This window comes from Streptomyces sp. NPDC088706 (genome assembly GCF_044752765.1).
Classification (GTDB): Bacteria; Actinomycetota; Actinomycetes; order Streptomycetales; family Streptomycetaceae; genus Streptomyces.
In genome coordinates, this window is the sequence record NZ_JBIVLW010000003.1 from 508056 (window position 1) to 526242 (window position 18187).

The window sequence follows — 18187 nt, forward strand, 5'->3', positions numbered from 1 at the left end:
CCGGACCGCAGGCCGGGAAGCGCGCGCTCGTCGCCGCACCCGGGCAGGTGCCGCGGACAAGGAGGGCCTTGTCGTGGCAGGTGCGGCAGACGTGGCCATCGGGCCATCGGGCGGCGAACCAGCTGTGCCGCCGGCAGCGGGCGCAGGTCCTCTTGTGCCAGCGGGCGCGGGTCCTCTTGTGCCAGCGCTCGCACTCTTCCGGGGTATAGGTGGAGCTCATGCGTCGGGCAGGATCCGGGCCGGCCGGGGTCGCAGTTTCGCGACGGTCGACGGCGGCGCCGGAACGCCACCAGTCGCGGTCTTGCGGACCCCATCGTTCTCGGCAGGTGTTGCGACCAAGTCGGCCGGTGAGCAGGCGAGGATGTCGCAGAACGCGGCCAGCACCTGGAGAGAGAGCCGTTCGGGGGTGCCGGAGACCAGGCGGTGAATCTGCGAGGCGGACAGTTCGATGCCCCGGACGCGCATCGGCACCAGCTCGGTGGTGGTGAAGATGTTGTGCACAGCCGCCTCGTCCGCGGCACCGGGCACATCCTCTACGTGCTCGACATCCTCCACCGCAACCGCCTCGCGCTGCGCATCCACGACGGCGCGCTCTCCGCGATGGACCTCACCGCCCGCCACCCGCGCACCGACGAGCCGCTGTCCACCGTGAAGTTCATGGTGCAGACCCTCGCCGCCGCCGGCGAACTCCAGCGCGACCTCCAGCGCGAGCTGACCTACGACGGACTGCGCGCCGCCGAGGCCAAGGGCAGCAAAGGCGGGCGCCGCCCCGCCGTGGCGTCCGCGAAGACCGACGCCGTACGCACCGCGTACCTGGAGGGCCGCTCGATCGCCGCACTCGCCCGTGAGCACGGCGTCAGCCGCGGCGCGATCCGCACGGCCGTGGCCGACCTCATGCCCGACCACACCAACATCGAGGAGGACGCCCCCGCCCAGGAGTTGCCGGTCACCCTCGACATGCCGGGCAAGGTCGCCGACTTCCTCCGCGCCACCGAGATGGGCGACGCCGAGCTGGCCGCGCTCGACCACGGCGTAACCGTGCGGCGCGGCCAGGGCTACACCCTGCGGGTTCAGCGCCACCCCGGCAGTCCACCGCCAGCTCCTCGCCCGCTGCCAACCCCTCGACGGCACTCAAGGCGCCCCGACCGTCCCGGCACAGCGCCAAGGCCCGCCGCGAATACGAGAACCGGGTCAGCGCCCTTTTCCCGACCGCACCATGATCATCGCCAACAGCTGTAGCCGATGCATCAAGGCCGGTCAGCGTTGTCGCTGAGCCAGGCCAGGACGTGGTCGGCGTGCTGGTCCGGCGGGAAGATCGGGTAGAAAACGTGCTCGATCACGTTGTTATTGATGATCAGTGTGAGCCGCTTGTACAGCGTCAGCCCGCTTGTGGTGAATGTGGGAAGGTCCAGTGCCTGGGCCAAGCTCCGTGCGGGGTCGGACAGCATCCGGAACGGGAGGCGGAGCCGCTCGGTGACCTCACGTTGGTAGTCGCGGTCCTGGCTGGAAAGGCCGTACACCCGGGTCGCGCCGGCCGCGAGCAGGTCCTGGTGGTGGTCGCGGAAGCCGCATGTCTCGGCGGTGCAGCCACGGGCGCCAGGGATGGAGTCCCAGCCCTCGGGCAGATCGGTGCCGGGGCGGCCCGTCAGCGGGTAGATGTAGAGCACCGTGCGGCCTGCACCCAGCGCCTCAAGGCTGATTGTGGCGCCGTCGGTGGCCTGGAGGTCCAGCTGCGGCATTCTCGCCCCGCGCAGGTGGGCAGCAGCGCTGTCGTCCTCGGGAACGGGCAGATCGGCAGGCAGGCTCGTGTAGTCGGTCATCGGTTCCTCTCCGTTGGCCGCTGAGAAGCGGCTGTTGCGATGAGCGGCCTCGTGCAGGTGCGCCACCAGCACCGCCCGGCGGGCGGTGAGGCCCTCGATCCGCTGCGTGAGCTCGTCAATGGCGTCCCGGTACCCGGCCGGCGCAGCCGGGCAGTCGTCCGCCTGCCGGTGCCCCAGAGCCAGGCATTCCAGAAACGGCCGTGTCGCCTCCACAGGGATGCCGAGGCGACACAGCGCCCGGATTTCCTGCGTGAGCCGTACGTCGTGCTCGTCGTAGTCCCTATAGCCGTTGGCCAGCCGCACCGGTGTGAGCAGCCCCAGCGATTCGTAGTAGCGCACCGCCTTGGTCGTCACACCCGCTCGCCGGGCCAGCTCACCGATCCGCATGCCTCTCACCTCGAAGAACGCTAAACCTTGCCCTTGAGGGTAAGGTCAAGCGCTCTGCGGGGATGCCTGCACGACCCGCAGGCGAAGACAGCCGCCGTCCGCTGGTTCAGGGCATTCTCACTGCTTCTGCGAAGCCCGCCACGGGTCGAGACGACGTGCGCGCTCATCGACACCACCGGCCGTGATCGTTCTCACCGATAGCCGCTGTACCGATGTTCCCCGAGGCCGTTCGCGGCGCCGGTAGGGCCGGTGGCCCCTGACCTCGTTCGACGAGGTCAGGGGCCTTTTCGCATACGTCCCGGGCGCCCGTGGCCGAAAGGGGTACCCCCGGCGAACGGCCCGAAAGTGTGTGCGCCATAATTGCTTGTGAATGTGAACGCGTTCACAAGCGTGCCCCGTTTGGTCCCGTGATCAGTGGGATTAAAGGGGCGGAGTGCCCGGTGTGGTCACGGCGACGTGGCGTCACCACGGCGACGTAAGGAGAAAGACGACGTGGACCTCGCTCTGGCGCCGGAGACCCTGGCGCGATGGCAGTTCGGCATCACCACCGTCTACCACTTCCTCTTCGTTCCGCTGACGATCTCGCTCGCCGCGCTCACCGCCGGCCTGCAGACCGCCTGGGTGCGGACGAACAACGAGAAGTACCTCAGGGCGACCAAGTTCTGGGGCAAGCTGTTCCTGATCAACATCGCCATGGGCGTGGTCACGGGCATCGTCCAGGAGTTCCAGTTCGGCATGAACTGGTCGGACTACTCGCGCTTCGTCGGCGACGTCTTCGGCGCCCCGCTCGCCTTCGAGGCGCTGATCGCCTTCTTCTTCGAGTCCACCTTCATCGGACTGTGGATCTTCGGCTGGGACCGGCTGCCGAAGAAGATCCACCTCGCCTGCATATGGATGGTCTCGCTCGGCACGATCCTCTCCGCCTACTTCATCCTGGCGGCCAACTCCTGGATGCAGCACCCGGTCGGCTACCGCATCAACGAAGAGCGCGGCCGCGCCGAGCTCACCGACTTCTGGAAGGTGCTCACCCAGGACACCGCGGTGACCCAGTTCTTCCACACCATCACGGCGGCGTTCCTGGTCGGCGGGGCCTTCATGGTCGGCATCGCCGCCTTCCATCTCGCGCGCGGGAAGCACATCCCGGTGATGCGGACCTCGCTGCGGCTGGGGCTGGTCACGGTCGTCGTCGCCGGACTGCTCACCGCCGTCAGCGGCGACACGCTCGCCAAGGTGATGTTCCGCCAGCAGCCGATGAAGATGGCCGCCGCCGAGGCCCTGTGGGACGGCCAGGAAGGCGCGCCCTTCTCGATCTTCGCGTACGGCGATGTCAGCGAGGGCCACAACTCGGTCGAGATCTCGCTCCCCGGGGTGCTCTCCTTCCTCGCCGACAACGACCCGGACTCCTACGTCCCGGGCATCAACGACATCAACAAGGCCCAGCAGGAGAAGTACGGCCCCGGCGACTACCGGCCCAACATCCCGGTCGCGTTCTGGAGCTTCCGCTGGATGATCGGCTTCGGCATGGCCTCCTTCGGCCTCGGCATCCTGGGGCTCTGGCTGACCCGGCGGAAGTTCCTGCTGCCACCGGCGCTGCGGACCGGCGAGGACGAAGTGCCGAACCTGGTCCTCTTCCGGAACAAGGCGCTCAGTCCGAAGCTCACCAGGCTCTACTGGCTCGTCGCGCTCTGGACCCTGCTCTTCCCGCTCATCGCCAACTCCTGGGGCTGGATCTTCACCGAGATGGGCCGCCAGCCGTGGGTGGTCTACGGCGTGCTCCAGACCCGCGCCGGGGTCTCCCCCGGCGTATCGCAGGGCGAGATCCTCACCTCGATGATCCTCTTCACCCTCCTCTACGCCGTGCTCGCCGTCGTCAAGGTCAAGCTGCTCGTGAAGTACATCAAGGCCGGGCCGCCGGAGCTCACCGAGTCCGACCTCAACCCGCCCACCCGGATCAACGGCCACGACGACGAAGACGCCGACCGGCCCATGGCCTTCTCGTACTGAGAGCGCAGGAGCTGAGAGATGGAACTCCACGACATCTGGTTCGTGCTCATCGCCGTCCTCTGGATCGGCTACTTCTTCCTGGAGGGATTCGACTTCGGCATCGGGGTCCTTACCAAGCTGCTCGCCCGCGGCCGCAAGGAGCGGCGGGTCCTTATCAACACCATCGGACCCGTCTGGGACGGCAACGAGGTCTGGTTGCTCAGCGCCGGCGGCGCGACCTTCGCGGCCTTCCCCGAGTGGTACGCCACGCTGTTCTCCGGCTTCTACCTCCCCCTGCTGATCATCCTGCTCTGCCTGATCGTGCGTGGGGTCGCCTTCGAGTACCGCGCCAAGCGGACCGAGGAGCGGTGGCAGACGAACTGGGAGAACGCCATCTTCTGGACCTCGCTGATCCCCGCGGTGCTGTGGGGCGTGGCGTTCGGGAACATCGTGCGCGGGGTGAAGATCGACGCCGACATGGAGTACGTCGGCACTTTCGCCGACCTGCTGAACCCGTACGCGATCCTCGGCGGGCTCGTCACGCTCTTCCTCTTCACCTTCCACGGCGCGGTGTTCGCCGCGCTCAAGACGGCCGGGGACATCCGGGTGCGGGCGCGCTCCCTGGCGCTGAAGCTGGGCCTCGCCACCGCGGTGCTCGCGCTCGGCTTCCTGCTCTGGACCCAGGCCGTGAGCGGTGACCGCTGGAGCCTGGCGGCGTTGATCGTGGCGGCGGTGGCCCTGGTGGCGGCGATCGGCGCCATCGCCAAGGGGCGCGAGGGCTGGTCGTTCGCGTTCTCGGGGCTGACGATCGTGGCGGCGGTCGGGATGCTCTTCCTGACGCTCTTCCCGAACGTCATGCCGTCCTCGCTAAACGACGCGTGGAACCTCACGGTCACCAACGCCTCGTCCACGCCGTACACGCTGAAGATCATGACCTGGTGCGCCGGCATCGCCACACCCATGGTGCTGCTCTACCAGAGCTGGACGTACTGGGTGTTCCGCAAGCGGATCGGCACCCAGCACATCGCGGACGCGCACTGATCCGCACCGGCCCCGACGGGCGGTGTTTCACGTGAAACACCGCCCGGCTCACCTCGCCGATCTCGCCGATCTCGCCGATCCCAACGATCTCGCCAATCCCACCGATCTCACCGATCCCACCGATCCCGCTGGGGGATGTTTCACGTGAAACCGATCGACCCGCGCCTGCTGCGGTACGCCCGGGCCACCCGCTTCTTCCTGGCGGCCGTGGTGGCCCTCGGCCTGGTCGGCGCCGCACTGGTGATCGCCCAGGCGATGCTCATCGCCGAGATCGTGGTGGGCGGTTTCGAGGAAGGCCTTACGGTCACCGAACTCCGTACCCCGCTGCTCCTGCTCGCGGCGGTCGCCCTCGGGCGCGCCCTGATCGCCTGGCTCACCGAGCTGGCGGCCCACCGGGCGAGCGCGGCGGTCAAGTCCGAGCTGCGTGGCCGGCTCCTGGAGCGGGCCACGCTCCTCGGCCCCGGTTGGCTGAGCGGGCAGCGCACCGGCTCCCTGGTGGCACTGGCGACCCGCGGGGTCGACGCGCTCGACGACTACTTCGCGCGCTACCTCCCACAGCTCGGACTCGCGGTCGTGGTGCCGGTGGCGGTGCTGGTCCGGATCGTCACCGAGGACTGGGTCTCGGCGGCGATCATCGTGGTCACCCTGCCGCTCATCCCCCTCTTCATGATCCTGATCGGCTGGGCCACCCGGTCCCGGATGGACCGGCAGTGGCAGCTGCTCTCCCGGCTCTCCGGCCACTTCCTGGACGTCGTCGCCGGACTGCCGACGCTCAAGGTCTTCGGCCGGGCCAAGGCGCAGGCCGAATCGATCCGCACCATCACCTCGCAGTACCGCCGGGCGACCCTGCGCACTCTGCGGATCGCCTTCCTCTCCTCGTTCGCCCTGGAGCTGCTGGCGACCCTGTCGGTCGCCCTGGTCGCCGTCACCGTCGGGATGCGACTCGTGCACGGGGAACTCGACCTCTACACCGGTCTGGTGGTCCTGATCCTGGCCCCGGAGGCGTATCTGCCGGTCCGGCAGGTAGGGGCGCAGTACCATGCGGCGGCGGAAGGGCTCTCGGCCGCCGAGGAGATCTTCGCGGTCCTGGAGGCCGAGTCCCGGGCGGTGGGCACCGAGGACGTTCCGGACTCGACGCGCCTGGAATTGGAGGGTGTGACCGTGCGCCACGAGGGGCGTACCGACCCCTCGCTGGATGCCGTCTCGCTCACCGTCGAGCCGGGCGAGACCGTCGCCCTGGTCGGCCCGAGCGGCGTCGGCAAGTCCACCCTGCTGAACGTGGTCCTGGGGTTCGCCGTACCCGACGAGGGACATGTCCGGGTCGGCGGCCGGGACCTCGCCGGCGTGGACCTGGAGCGCTGGCGGCGCCGGATCGCCTGGGTCCCGCAGCGCCCGCACCTCTTCGCGGGCACCATCGCGGAGAACGTCCGGCTGGCCCGGCCCGACGCCGACGACGAGGCCGTGGCGGGGGCGTTGCGGGACGCGGGGGCGTACGACTTCGTCAGGGAGCTGCCCGACGGGGTGCGGACCCGGCTGGGCGAGGACGGCGCCGGGCTCTCCGCGGGCCAGCGCCAGCGCCTCGCGCTCGCCCGCGCGTTTCTGGCGGACCGGCCGCTGCTGCTGCTCGACGAGCCCACCGCGGGCCTGGACGGTGAGACGGAGGCGGGGATCGTCGACGCGGTACGGAGGCTGGCGGCGGGACGGACCGTGCTGCTGGTCGTCCACCGCCCGGCGCTGCTGGCGGTGGCGGACCGGGTGGTGACGCTGGAGCCACGGGGGGCCGACGGCGCCGAGCCCGTGGACACCTTCGCCGCGCCGGGCCTGCCCGTCCCGCAGCCGTTCGCGGGCGGCGAGCCGATGGACGCGCGCCGCCCCGGCGACGTACTGGAAGCCGCTGACCTGCTGGAGCCCGAGGACGTACGGGAACCCGAGGACGTACGGGAGCCCGAGGACGTACGGGAGACCGGGGGCGGTAGGGAAACCCGGAGCGGCACGGAGGCTCGGAGCGGCCGGGAGGCCGACGCGGCTTCCGCGACCGAAGGGGCGCGGGCGACCGACGCCCGCTCCGGGCGGGTGCTCGCCCGGGTCCGTGGGGCGGCGGGCGCGCAGCGCGGGCAGCTGGCCCTGGCGCTCCTGCTGGGCAGCCTCGCGGTGGGGTCGGCCGTGGGGCTGATGGCCGTCTCCGGCTGGCTGATCTCCCGCGCCTCCGAACAGCCTCCGGTGCTCTACCTGATGATGGCGGTCACCGCGACCCGCGCCTTCGGCATCGGCCGGGCGGTCTTCCGGTACGCGGAACGCCTGGTCTCCCATGACGCCGTGCTCAAGCTGCTCGCCGAACTCCGGGTGGCGGTCTACCGGGGCCTCGAACGCGTCGCGCCCGCCGGTCTGCGCACGGTGCGCCGGGGCGACCTGCTCTCCCGGCTCGTCGCCGACGTGGACGCGCTCCAGGACTACTGGCTGCGCTGGCGGCTGCCCGCCGGGACCGCGCTCACCGTCTCCGTGGCCGCCGCCGGGTTCACCGGCTGGCTGCTGCCCGAGGCGGGCGTGATCCTGGCGGTCGGGCTGCTGGTCGCCGGGGCCGGTGTGCCGCTGGTCAGCGGTGCCTGCGCCCGCCGTGCGGAGCGTCGGCTGGCCCCGGCGCGGGCCGCCCTGGCCACCCGGGTCACCGATCTCCTGGGCGGTACGGCCGAGCTGACCGTCGCCGGAGAGCTCCCGGCCCGGCAGGCCCACGTGCGGGCCGCCGACGGCCTGCTGACCCGGATCGCCTCCCGCGCCGCCACCGCGACGGCTCTCGGCGGCGGGCTCTCCGCCCTGGCCTGCGGGCTCACGGTGGTGGCCGCCGCACTCGTCGCCGTGCCCGCCGTGCAGGACGGCCGGCTGTCCGGGGTCGCGCTCGCGGTGGTGGTGCTCACCCCGCTCGCCGCCTTCGAGGCCGTCGCCGGAATGCCGCTCGCGGTGCAGTACCGCCAACGGGTCCTGAGGAGCGCGGAGCGGGTGTACGAGGTGCTCGACGCCCCCGTACCCGTACGGGAGCCCGCGACCCCGGCCGATGCGCCCGCCTCTCCGTTCCCGCTGGAGGTCCGGGGGCTGTCGGCCCGCTATCCGGGGGCGCGCCACGACGCCCTGGAGGCGCTCGACCTGACGCTGGTGCCCGGTCGCCGCATCGCGGTCGTCGGCCCTTCCGGCTCCGGGAAGACGACGCTCGCGCAGGTCCTGCTCCGCTTCCTGGACGCCTCCTCGGGGACGTACAGCCTCGGTGGTGTGGAGGCGGCCGACCTGGACGGCGACACCGTACGGCGGTCCGTCGGCCTGTGCGCCCAGGACGCCCATGTCTTCGACAGCTCGATCCGCGAGAACCTGCGCCTGGCCCGTACCGGCGCGACCGACGCCGATTTGTACGACGCGCTCGCCCGGGCCCGGCTGCTGGAGTGGGTCCGCTCCCTGCCCCGAGGGCTCGACACCCCGGTGGGCGAGCACGGTGCCCGGCTCTCCGGCGGCCAGTGCCAGCGCCTCGCCCTGGCAAGGGCGCTGCTGGCCGACTTCCCGGTCCTGGTCCTGGACGAGCCGGCCGAGCACCTCGACCTGGCGACCGCCGACGCGCTCACCGCCGACCTGCTGGCGGCGACCGAAGGGCGGACGACCGTGCTGATCACCCACCGGCTGGCCGGAGTCGAAGCGGTCGACGAGGTACTGGTGCTGGACGCGGGCCGGGTGGCGCAGCGCGGCCCGTACGCGGAACTCGCCGCCGAGGACGGTTTGCTGCGCCGGATGCTGGAGCGGGAGGTGGAGACGGTGGCGGCGGCCTGAGCCCCGTCCGGCACCAACAAAGAGAAAACCCGACTTTCCTCCCCAATCGCCACTAACTAGGCTCGGGTCATGGCAGAGCCGGACCCGCAGGACCCAGTCGACGCCGCCACCGAGGCCACCCGGGGCCTGCGCGGCCTCTCCACCGAACTCGCGGCCCGGATTCCGCAGCTCCTGGAAGCGATGCGTTCGGTGGGCACCGGGCTGGAACTGCACTCCACCCTCGACCGGATCTGTGCGACCGCGGCCGAGCTCGCCCACGCCCGGTACGCCGCCATCGGCGTCGTCGACGAGGCGGGCGACGGGCTCTGCGACTTCGTCACCCACGGGGTCCCGGCGGAGGTCGCCCGGGCGATCGGGCGCGGGCCCGACGGACACCGCGGCCTGCTCGGCGCGCTGATCCACCACCCCGAACCCGTACGGCTGGCCGACCTCACCGGCGATCCGCGGTCCGCCGGCTTCCCGCCCGGCCATCCCGGGATGCGCGGCTTCCTCGGGGTGCCGATCCGGGTCCAGGGGGAGACCTTCGGCAACCTCTACCTGACCGAGAAGCAAGGCGGCGGCGAGTTCAGCGACTACGACCTCCACATGGTGCGGGTGCTCGCCACCGAGGCCGGGATCGCCATCGGCAACGCCCGGTTGTACGAGGCGGCACGGCAGCGGGAGCGCTGGATCGACGGATCGGTGGCGGTGACCACCGCGCTCCTGTCGGGCGGGGACGCCGACGACGCGCTCTCCGTCGTCGCCGAGCAGGCCCGCCACCTCGCCGATTCCGCCGCCGGCATCGTGCTGCTGCCCTCCGGGGACGGTGGTCTGGAGATCGTCGCCGTCTCCGCCGACGATCCCTCGTCCTCGCTCGGGGTGATCATTCCGGCCCGCTCCACGGTGGTGGCGAAGCTGCTGGCGGGTGAGGCGGTCTTCATCGACGACTCGGCCGCCGACAGCCGCATGGTCACCAGGCTGGCCGGCCGGTTCGGGCCGAGCATGCTGCTGCCGCTGCAGAGCGGCGGCCGGGTGCTCGGCGCCCTGGCCACGCCCCGGGCGCGGGGTGCGCGCCCGTTCAGCCGGACCGAGCGGACGCTCGCCACCCAGTTCGCCTCGCAGGCCGCCCTCGCGCTGATGATGGCCGAGGCGCAGCGGGACCGGGAGCGGCTCGCGGTCTACGAGGACCGTGACCGGATCGCCCGGGACCTGCACGACCTGGTCATCCAGCGGCTGTTCGCCACCGGGATGATGCTGGAGAGCGCGCAGCGCCGGTCGGTGGTCCCCGAGGTGCGGACGGGGGTGGGCCGGGCGGTCGACGAGCTGGACGTGACCATCCAGGAGATCCGTACGGCCATCTTCGCGCTCCAGCAGGAACCGGCCGAAGCGCCCTCGGGGCTCCGCACCCGCGTCCTGCGGGAGATCAACATGGCGGCGGTCCCGCTCGGCTTCAAGCCCGCGCACCGCTTCCTCGGCGCCGTCGACTCGCTCGTCGGGGAGCTGACCGGCAAGAACCTCGTCGCCGCGCTGCGCGAGGCCCTGTCGAACGCCTTCCGGCACGCCGGGGCCTCGGTGATCGACGTGGTCGTCGACGCGACGGTGACCCTGCCGGACGGCCGGGCCGCGGTGCGTCTGTCGGTGGCTGACGACGGGGTGGGCATCCCGGAGGGCGGGCGCCGCAGCGGTCTGCGCAACCTGGCCCGGCGGGCGGAGTCGCTGGGCGGGGCGAGCTGGTTCGGCCCTGGCATCGGGGAGGACGGGGGAGGTACGACGGTGGTGTGGGAGGCGCCGCTGTGACCGCGCAGCACTCGTGCGGTGGGCCGGACGCCGCTCTGCGGAGGCGAGCTGAAGGGCGGTCAGCGGGCGGTGAGGATCCGCTCGATGACCACGGCCACACCGTCCTCCTCGTTGGTGAGGGTCCGCCCCGACGCGGCGGCCAGTGCGGCGGGGTGGGCGTTGCCCATGGCGTACGAGGTACCGGCCCAGCCGAGCATCTCGATGTCGTTGGGCATGTCGCCGAAGGCGACCACCTCGGCCGCGGAGATACCGCGCTCGGCGCAACAGGCGGCGAGCGTACTGGCCTTGGAGACGCCGAGGCCGCTGACCTCCAGGAGCGCGGAGGGGCTGGACCGGGTGATGGAGGCCCGTTCCCCGGCCGTCGTACGGGCTAGGGCGAGGAAGGCGTCGGGGGGCATCTCGGTGTGGTGGGCGAGGAGTTTGAGCAGGGGAGCGCCCTGACCCGGCACGTCCTCGTGCAGCAGCTTCTCGGCCATGGCGACCGTGGCGCCGGGGTCCAGGTGGAAGGGCGGATAGGACGGTTCGTAGTGGATGCCGGTGGTCAGCTCGACGGCGAAGGAGGTGCCGGGGGCGGCTTCGCGCAGAGTGTGCACGACATGCAGGGCGGCCTCGCGCTCCAGCGCCCGTACGGTGAGCAGCTCGCGGTCCGCCCGCAGATCGGTGACCACGGCGCCGTTGGCGCAAATCGCCAGCCCATGGCCCTGTACGTGGGCGCTGACGACGCCCATCCAGCGGGCCGGCCTGCCGGTCACGAAGAAGACCTCGATCCCGGCCTCCTCGGCCGCGGCGAGCGCGGCGACGGTGCGCGCGGAGAGCGTCTTGTCGTCGCGCAGCAGGGTTCCGTCGAGGTCGGTTGCGATCAGCCGGGTCACGGCGGGCAGAGGCGCATCGGTAGCGGAGGTCACCTCGCCATTCTCGCCCACCGGGGTGCACGTGCGTGCGGAGGGACGCACATGTGAGTGGTCACGTCGCTGATCTGCGAAACATTCCTCCGGCATATGTCAACGGTTCTCGGGTGGCCGGGCGAGTCCACCGGCGCATGCGGGGAAGACGGGCGGCATGGGAGAGATACGGGTCGGAACCTGCTCGTGGACGGACAAGGCGCTGGTGTCCAGCGGCTGGTATCCGAGGGGACGGCGCGACGCGGAGGGCAGGTTGCGCCACTATGCCGAGCAGTTCCCGGTGGCGGAGGTGGACTCCACCTATTACGGGCTGCCCAGCACCCGCAACAGCCTGCTGTGGGCCGACCGCACGCCCGAGGGCTTCCGGTTCGATGTGAAGGCATTCTCCCTGCTCACCGGGCATCCGACCCGGCCGGAAGCGCTCCCCGCCGACCTGCGGCCGGCCCTCGCTCGGCAGTCGGAGCGGGGCGGCATCGATCCCGGGCTGCTCGACGAGGTGTGGGACCGCTACAGCGGGGCCCTCGAACCGCTGCGCGCAGCCGGGCGGCTGGGGACGCTGGTGTTCCAGTTCCCGAACCGGCTCGTTCCCGGCCCGCCCGCGGTGGAGTTCCTGCGCCGGTGCCGCGAGCGCGCGGCGGGCTGGCCGATGGCCGTGGAGTTCCGGCACCCCGGGTGGTGGCGCGAGGAACACCTCGACGCGACGACCGCCCTGCTGACGGAGCTGGACGCGACCGCCGTGGCCGTGGACATGGTGCAGACGCTTCCCGCGTCCGTACCGCCGATCGTCCGGGTCACCACCCCGGAACTCGCCCTGGTCCGCTTCCACGGCCGCAACAGCGCCTGGGGGACCGGCACCAAGGAGGAGCGGTTCCGGCACGACTACACGCCGGAGGAACTCTCCGAGTGGGTCCCGCGCATCCGCGGGACGGCCGAGCAGGTGCGGGAGGTCCACGTCCTGTTCAACAACTGCTGCGGGGACGCCGCGGTCCGTGCCGCGGAGGCGATGCGCCACCTGCTCGACCTCTCGTAGGGTCGCCCTCATGCGACTGAGCACTGTGATTCTGCCGATCTACCGCTGGCACGACGGAGGCCGTGACACATGGCGGCGCGCCGAGGACCTGGGGTTCCACGCCGCCTACACCTATGACCACCTGTCCTGGCGGAGCTTCCGCGACCGGACGTGGTTCGGCGCGCTCCCCACGCTCACCGCCGCCGCGACGGCCACCCGGCGGCTGCGCCTGGGCACCCTGGTCACCTCGCCGAACTTCCGCCACCCCGTGACCCTGGCCAAGGAGCTGATCTCCCTGGACGACATCTCCGGCGGCCGGATCACCCTTGGCATCGGCGCCGGAGGCAGCGGGTTCGACGCCACCGCGCTGGGCCAGGACGCCTGGACCCCACGGGAGCGTGCCGACCGCTTCGGCGAGTTCCTCCCGCTCCTGGACCGTCTGCTCACCGAGGACGCGGTGACGGAGCACGGAACGCACTACTCCGCCGTGGAGGCCCGTAACATTCCGGGCTGCGTCCAGCGCCCGCGGCTTCCCTTCGCGGTGGCCGCGACCGGCCCGCGCGGTCTGCGGCTGGCCGCCCGCCACGGGCAGGCGTGGGTCACCACGGGCGACCCGAAGCTGTACGAGGAGGGGACGCCGGAGCAGTCGGTGGAGGCGATTCGGGACCAGACCAAGAGGCTCGCCGCGGCCTGCGAGGAGGTCGGCCGGGACGCCTCCGAGGTGGAGCGGATCCTGCTCGCCGGGTTCACACCCGACCGCAACACCCCGCTGGAGTCGGTGGACGCCTTCGTCGACTTCGCGGGCCGGCACGCGGAGCTCGGATTCACCGAGATCGCCATCCACGCCCCGATCCCGGACTCCGTCTTCGACACCGATCCGGCCGTCTACGAGCGCATCGTGACCGAGGCGCCCGCCCAGCTGGCCTGACAGCCCGGTTTCCCCCGGCGGCGGCTCATCCGGGCAGGCGCAGGAACCGAGGGGGTACGGCGTCGGCGAGCCAGACCCCGTTGGCGCTGACCCGGAACACATGGCCGGCGCGGTGCATGGCGCCGGCGTCCACGGTGAGCACCAGGGGGCGGCCGCGCCGGGCGCCGACCCGGGTGGCCGTCTCGCGGTCGGGGGAGAGGTGGACGTGGTGGCGGGCCATGGGGCGCAGCCCCTCGGCCCGGATCGCGTCCAGCACCCGGGGGACCGTGCCGTGGTAGAGGTACGCCGGCGGCTGTGCGGGCGGCAGGTCCAGGTCGACGGTGACGGTGTGACCCTGGTTGGCGCGGATGCGGTCGCCGTCCACCGTGAAGCGGCGCTTGTCGTTGACGGTGACGACGTGGTCGAGCTCGGTACGGGTGATGGTGAAGCCGTGCCGGGCCGCCGCGTGCAGCAACGTCTCGACGTCCACCCAGCCGTTGTCGTCGAGGGTGATGCCGAGGCGCTCCGGCTGGTGCCGCAGATGTTTCGAGAGGTACTTGGACACCTTGACGGTGCGACGTTCGTCCATCCCGCCAGAGTGCCGGTGAGCAGATCACCGGTGCATCCGGATTTCTGACAGGATTCTTTTCGGCTTTTCTCGTATCTATGTTTGATCCACAGCCAACTCCGGTTATCCACAGCCTGTTTGGCCATTCTGTGGACAACTGCTAGGCGATTTGGCCCCTTTAGTCAACTTTGTTGGCTATCGGAAGAGATGCGGCAAGCGTGTTCAAAGTGCGTGCCTGCACCTCGCGTTCGGCGGCTGCGGTCACGAACGCCGCCACCCGGTCCGCGCCGACCAGCGCCTCGACGGCCCGCGTTGTACGGGAGGGCAGCAGCACCGGACGGGTCTCGCTGTCCTCGACGGCGCTCTCCTGCGAACCGAGGTGGTGATGCAGGTGGCGCGTGGCGAATATCCGCATCGCCCGGGCCAGTTCGGCGTCCACCGTCTGCTGGGCGAGCGGCCGCAGCCGACGCACCAGGGACGCCGCCTCGGCCGCGTCGGAGTCGGTGGGCGGGCGGTGACCGAGATAGCGGGCGAAGACGTGCTCGGTGGTGAACTCCAGGAATCGGGACGCTATGTGCTCGACCTGGCCGCGAAGTTCCTTCAGATGACCGGAGATGGCGAGCAGCGGGACACCCGCCGCGTGCAACTCCACCGCCACCGCCAGCTCTTGCGGGCTGGGCACGAGGAACTCGTCGACCCGGCCCGGGACGCGCTCCAGCACCCCGAGCTCCACCGCCTCGGCGATCGCCTCGTCGTCCTGCGTTCCGCCGAACCTCGCGTCGAGCTCCTCACGGGTGACCCGGGCGGCCTCCTCGTGGGTCCAGGGCCCGCTCACCTCGGCTACCAGGCCCAGCACCCCGCCCAGTCCCCGCCCCGCGTCCCACGCCTCCAGCAGCTCCTTGATGCTGGCCAGGGTGTACCCGCGCTCCAGCAGGTCCGCGATCTGGAGCAGCCGGGCCAGATGGGCCTCCCCGTACACATTGGCCCGCCCGCGCCGCTCCGGCGTGGGCAGCAGCCCCCGGTCCTGGTACCCCCTGATCGTGCGCACCGTGACCCCGCTGGCGTGGGCCAGGCCCTCGATCCGGTATTCGGCGGCGCTCCGGCCCTCCGCCGCGGGGCCCGGTCCGGAGCCCGTGGCGGTCTGGCGCCCGCTCGGCGCTCCGGCCTCCCGCCCGCTCACAGCGGCGGCTTCAGCCGGGCGATTGCCCGCAGCGCCCCGGGGCTGACCCGGGAGAGCAGCCGGGCGCCGCGTGCCTCGGGGGTCACCGGCACCACGGCCTGGTTGCGGACGACCGCACGCAGGATCGCGTCGGCGACCCGCGTAGGCGGGTAGTTGCGCCGCCCGTAGAGCCGGGTGGTGCGCTTCCGCAGGCGCTGCTCCTCCGCCGCGTCGGCCCCGGCGAACCGGGCGGTGGCGGTGATGTTGGTGTTGACGATGCCGGGGCATATGGCGCTGACCCCGATCGACTTCTCCGCCAGCTCGGCCCGCAGGCACTCGCTGAGCATCAGCACGGCCGCCTTCGACGTGCCGTACGCCGGCAGGGCCCGGGAGGGCTGGAAGGCGGCGGCCGAGGCGGTGTTGACGATATGGCCGCCCTGGCCCCGGTCGGCCATCTGCTTGCCGAAGATCCGGCAGCCGTGGATGACGCCCCAGAGATTGACGTCGAGGACCTGCTTCCACTCCTGGCTCGTGGTCTCCAGGAAGGGGCCGGAGAGCCCGATCCCGGCGTTGTTGACCAGGACGTCGACGATGCCGTACTCGGCGGCGACCTTGTCGGCGAGCTTCTCCATCGCCGCCTCGTCACTGACGTCGACCGCCTCGCCCCAGGCCGCCGGAGCCCCGACCAGCCGGGCCAGCTCCGCCGTCCTGGCAGCCCCGTCCGCGTCGCGGTCCACGGCCACCACGCGGGCGCCCGCCTCGGCGAACGCGAAGGCGGTGGCCCGCCCGATCCCGGAGGCGGCACCCGTCACCAGCACCAGCAGGCCGCCGAACCGCTCCGCGTACGGCCCCTTCGCCGCGGGCTGCTGGGCCGTCGGCCCTTCCTGGCCGTCCACCTCGTGGGAGGCGGCGAACTCGCCTATCCACGCGGCCAGCTGGTCGGGCCGGGTACGCGGCCCCCAGTGCTTGGCCGGCAGCGACCGGCGCACCAGGCGGGGGGCCCAGTGCTCCAGGTCGTCGTAGAGCCGCTCGGAGAGGAAGGAGTCGCCGGTCGGCGTGATGAGTTGGACCGGTGCGTGGGCGTAGGCGTCGGCGCGCGGCCTGCCCAGCCGGGCGCGGACGTTGTCCCGGTAGAGCCAGGCCCCGTGCGCCGCGTCGTCCGGCAGGGAGGCGGTCGGGTAGTCGCCCGCGGGTACCTTCTCCAGCCGCTGGAGGATTCCGGGCCACCGCTTGCCGAGGGGGCCGCGCCAGGCCAGCTCCGGCAGCACCGGCGTATGGAGCAGGTACACGTACCAGGACTTGGCGCCCTGGCCCAGCAGCTGACCGACCCGGCGCGGGGTGGGCCGGGCCATCCGCCGTTTGATCCAGTGCCCGAAGTGGTCCAGGGACGGACCGGACATCGAGGTGAAGGAGGCGATCCGGCCCTCGGTCCGGCCGACCGTGACGAACTCCCAGGACTGCACGGACCCCCAGTCGTGCCCGACCACATGGACCGGCCGGTCCGGGCTGACGGCGTCGATCACCGCGAGGAAGTCGTCGGTCAGCTTCTTCAGGGTGAAGCCGCCGCGCAGCGGCTTCGGCGCCGTCGACCTGCCGTGTCCCCGGACGTCGTACAGCACGACGTGCCACCGCTCGGCCAGCCGCAGGGCGACCTCGGACCAGACCTCCTTGCTGTCCGGGTACCCGTGGACCAGCACCACCGTCGGCCGGTCCGCGTCCCCCAGCTCGGCGACACACAGCTCGATGCCGCCCGTTCGTATCCGGCGCTCGCGCGCTCCCGGCAGATTCACGCCGCCACCCTCTCCTCGGCCCAGCGCCGCACATGCGGCAGATCGTCGTCCAGCCAGAAGGCGCTCTGCTCGGGGTCCTCGGAGTCGGTGACGACCAGGATCTCCTCGAACTTCGCGCCGGTACCCCGGAATCCGAGGTGGGGTTCGACCGCCCACAGGCCGGGCCGCGGGGGGTGGTCGGAGAAGCGGTACGGGCTCCACAGCGGTGACCAGCCGTCCCGGTGACCGTGCACCGCGTCGCTCACCAGCCCCTTGAGGGCCCGCGTGCCGAACCCGAACACCTGCGGCGACCAACGCCGTTCGGCGACGCGGTCCACCTTGTGGGCGATCACGCCGAAGGGGTGGGCCCGGTGCCTGTTCGCATAGCCCTGCGCGGTCATGAGGCGCTCGACGTCCTCGTAGATCTCGCGGAGCGAGCGGCGCTCGCGCACCTCCCGCAGGATCAGCTCGCGGTGCGCCTCCAGGTCGGCCAGCAGCCTGTCGTGGAGGGGGTTGAGCCCGAGGCAGCCCGAGTAGCCGATGTCGGCGGTGCAGCCCCGGTACACCGGGGCCATGTCGAGGATGAACGGCATGCCCGGCTCCAGCTTCCGGTCGGTCGGGAAGAACTGCGGCGGCACCTTGAACCCGGCGAACGCCGTCCGGTCACCGAACCAGGCGAAGGGGAGGTGGAACCAGTCACTCACGCCCTGCTCCCGCAGCCACACGCGCTGCATCCGGGCCGCCTCACGCTCGGTGACCCCCGGTCTGAGCTGGCCGGCGACGGCTTCGGCGCAGGCGAAGGCGAGGCGCTGCACTTCTCTGAACCCCCGCAGTCCCGGGGCGTTTCCGTCCTGCGCTGCCGCGACCATGCCACCGTCCGTTCCCTGCTGTGAGCGGTACGTGCCCGTAACGTGACACTGATGAATGTGACAATGTCCGGCGGCTACGTCAAGGGGGGTGCACGGCCTGTGGACAACTCCGGGCCCGGCGCCGCTCCCCGCACCCGGAGGTCCGGTAGTCCTCCTTCGCGGGTCCCCCTACGGGGCCGTACGCCTGGAG

Annotated in this window: 14 protein-coding genes; 7 read left to right on the top strand and 7 right to left on the bottom strand. The window is 71.6% G+C overall.

Going from position 1 to position 18187, the window contains the following annotated elements; genetic code table 11:
* Positions 1–216 precede the first annotated feature (216 nt).
* Positions 217–555, bottom strand: a complete 339-nt coding sequence (locus ACIQAK_RS11770) for a helix-turn-helix transcriptional regulator (RefSeq protein WP_366391629.1) — start codon at positions 553–555, stop codon at positions 217–219.
* Here ACIQAK_RS11770 and ACIQAK_RS11775 point away from each other — a divergent pair.
* On the top strand, positions 538–1239 hold the full coding sequence (locus ACIQAK_RS11775) for a hypothetical protein (RefSeq protein WP_366391630.1): 702 nt from the start codon (positions 538–540) through the stop codon (positions 1237–1239). The two genes, ACIQAK_RS11770 and ACIQAK_RS11775, sit on opposite strands and share 18 nt — an antisense overlap.
* A gap of 8 nt (positions 1240–1247) precedes the next feature.
* Here ACIQAK_RS11775 and ACIQAK_RS11780 read toward each other — a convergent pair whose 3' ends face one another.
* A complete protein-coding gene (locus ACIQAK_RS11780) occupies positions 1248–2207 on the bottom strand; it encodes a redoxin family protein (RefSeq protein WP_366391631.1) in 960 nt (319 codons plus the stop codon).
* A 492-nt stretch (positions 2208–2699) separates the two neighbouring features.
* Between ACIQAK_RS11780 and ACIQAK_RS11785 the strand changes: the two genes are divergently transcribed.
* From ACIQAK_RS11785 to ACIQAK_RS11800, 4 genes are all read left to right on the top strand, one after another.
* Positions 2700–4211 (top strand): cytochrome ubiquinol oxidase subunit I, encoded by a 1512-nt coding sequence (locus ACIQAK_RS11785; protein WP_366391632.1) that lies wholly within the window; start codon positions 2700–2702, stop codon positions 4209–4211.
* Positions 4212–4229: 18 nt separating this feature from the next.
* Entirely contained in the window at positions 4230–5231 is a 1002-nt protein-coding gene (cydB, locus tag ACIQAK_RS11790) for a cytochrome d ubiquinol oxidase subunit II (protein WP_366391633.1), read from the top strand.
* A 144-nt stretch (positions 5232–5375) separates the two neighbouring features.
* On the top strand, positions 5376–9038 hold the full coding sequence (cydD, locus tag ACIQAK_RS11795; protein WP_366391634.1) for a thiol reductant ABC exporter subunit CydD: 3663 nt from the start codon (positions 5376–5378) through the stop codon (positions 9036–9038).
* Positions 9039–9107: 69 nt separating this feature from the next.
* Positions 9108–10814, top strand: a complete 1707-nt coding sequence (locus ACIQAK_RS11800; protein WP_366391635.1) for a GAF domain-containing protein — start codon at positions 9108–9110, stop codon at positions 10812–10814.
* Between the two features lie 59 nt (positions 10815–10873).
* Here ACIQAK_RS11800 and ACIQAK_RS11805 read toward each other — a convergent pair whose 3' ends face one another.
* Positions 10874–11719, bottom strand: a complete 846-nt coding sequence (locus ACIQAK_RS11805; protein WP_366391636.1) for a Cof-type HAD-IIB family hydrolase — start codon at positions 11717–11719, stop codon at positions 10874–10876.
* A gap of 154 nt (positions 11720–11873) precedes the next feature.
* On the opposite strand from ACIQAK_RS11805, the gene ACIQAK_RS11810 reads away from it, so the two are divergent.
* On the top strand, positions 11874–12746 hold the full coding sequence (locus ACIQAK_RS11810) for a DUF72 domain-containing protein (RefSeq protein ID WP_366391637.1): 873 nt from the start codon (positions 11874–11876) through the stop codon (positions 12744–12746).
* A gap of 10 nt (positions 12747–12756) precedes the next feature.
* A complete protein-coding gene (locus tag ACIQAK_RS11815) occupies positions 12757–13653 on the top strand; it encodes an LLM class flavin-dependent oxidoreductase (protein WP_366391638.1) in 897 nt (298 codons plus the stop codon).
* 25 nt (positions 13654–13678) lie between these two features.
* Here ACIQAK_RS11815 and ACIQAK_RS11820 read toward each other — a convergent pair whose 3' ends face one another.
* The 4 genes from ACIQAK_RS11820 to ACIQAK_RS11835 all read right to left on the bottom strand — a co-directional run bounded on the left by ACIQAK_RS11820 (position 13679) and on the right by ACIQAK_RS11835 (position 17997).
* Positions 13679–14221, bottom strand: a complete 543-nt coding sequence (locus ACIQAK_RS11820; RefSeq protein ID WP_366391639.1) for an RNA 2'-phosphotransferase — start codon at positions 14219–14221, stop codon at positions 13679–13681.
* 157 nt (positions 14222–14378) lie between these two features.
* On the bottom strand, positions 14379–15281 hold the full coding sequence (locus ACIQAK_RS11825; protein WP_366391728.1) for a MerR family transcriptional regulator: 903 nt from the start codon (positions 15279–15281) through the stop codon (positions 14379–14381).
* A gap of 95 nt (positions 15282–15376) precedes the next feature.
* On the bottom strand, positions 15377–17149 hold the full coding sequence (locus ACIQAK_RS11830; RefSeq protein WP_366391640.1) for an SDR family oxidoreductase: 1773 nt from the start codon (positions 17147–17149) through the stop codon (positions 15377–15379).
* Positions 17146–17997 carry a M24 family metallopeptidase gene (locus tag ACIQAK_RS11835; RefSeq protein ID WP_366391641.1) on the bottom strand — a complete coding sequence of 284 codons (852 nt, stop codon included), beginning with the start codon at positions 17995–17997 and terminating at the stop codon, positions 17146–17148. The genes ACIQAK_RS11830 and ACIQAK_RS11835 overlap by 4 nt, the downstream gene beginning before the upstream one ends.
* Positions 17998–18187 lie beyond the last annotated feature (190 nt).

Coding starts and splice junctions, on each gene's coding strand:
- ACIQAK_RS11780 (WP_366391631.1), bottom strand. CDS start 2,207: ATGCGGATCGGTGAGCTGGCCCGGCGAGCGGGTGTGACGACCAAGGCG.
- cydB (WP_366391633.1), top strand. CDS start 4,230: ATGGAACTCCACGACATCTGGTTCGTGCTCATCGCCGTCCTCTGGATC.
- ACIQAK_RS11800 (WP_366391635.1), top strand. CDS start 9,108: ATGGCAGAGCCGGACCCGCAGGACCCAGTCGACGCCGCCACCGAGGCC.
- ACIQAK_RS11810 (WP_366391637.1), top strand. CDS start 11,874: ATGGGAGAGATACGGGTCGGAACCTGCTCGTGGACGGACAAGGCGCTG.
- ACIQAK_RS11815 (WP_366391638.1), top strand. CDS start 12,757: ATGCGACTGAGCACTGTGATTCTGCCGATCTACCGCTGGCACGACGGA.
- ACIQAK_RS11820 (WP_366391639.1), bottom strand. CDS start 14,221: ATGGACGAACGTCGCACCGTCAAGGTGTCCAAGTACCTCTCGAAACAT.
- ACIQAK_RS11835 (WP_366391641.1), bottom strand. CDS start 17,997: ATGGTCGCGGCAGCGCAGGACGGAAACGCCCCGGGACTGCGGGGGTTC.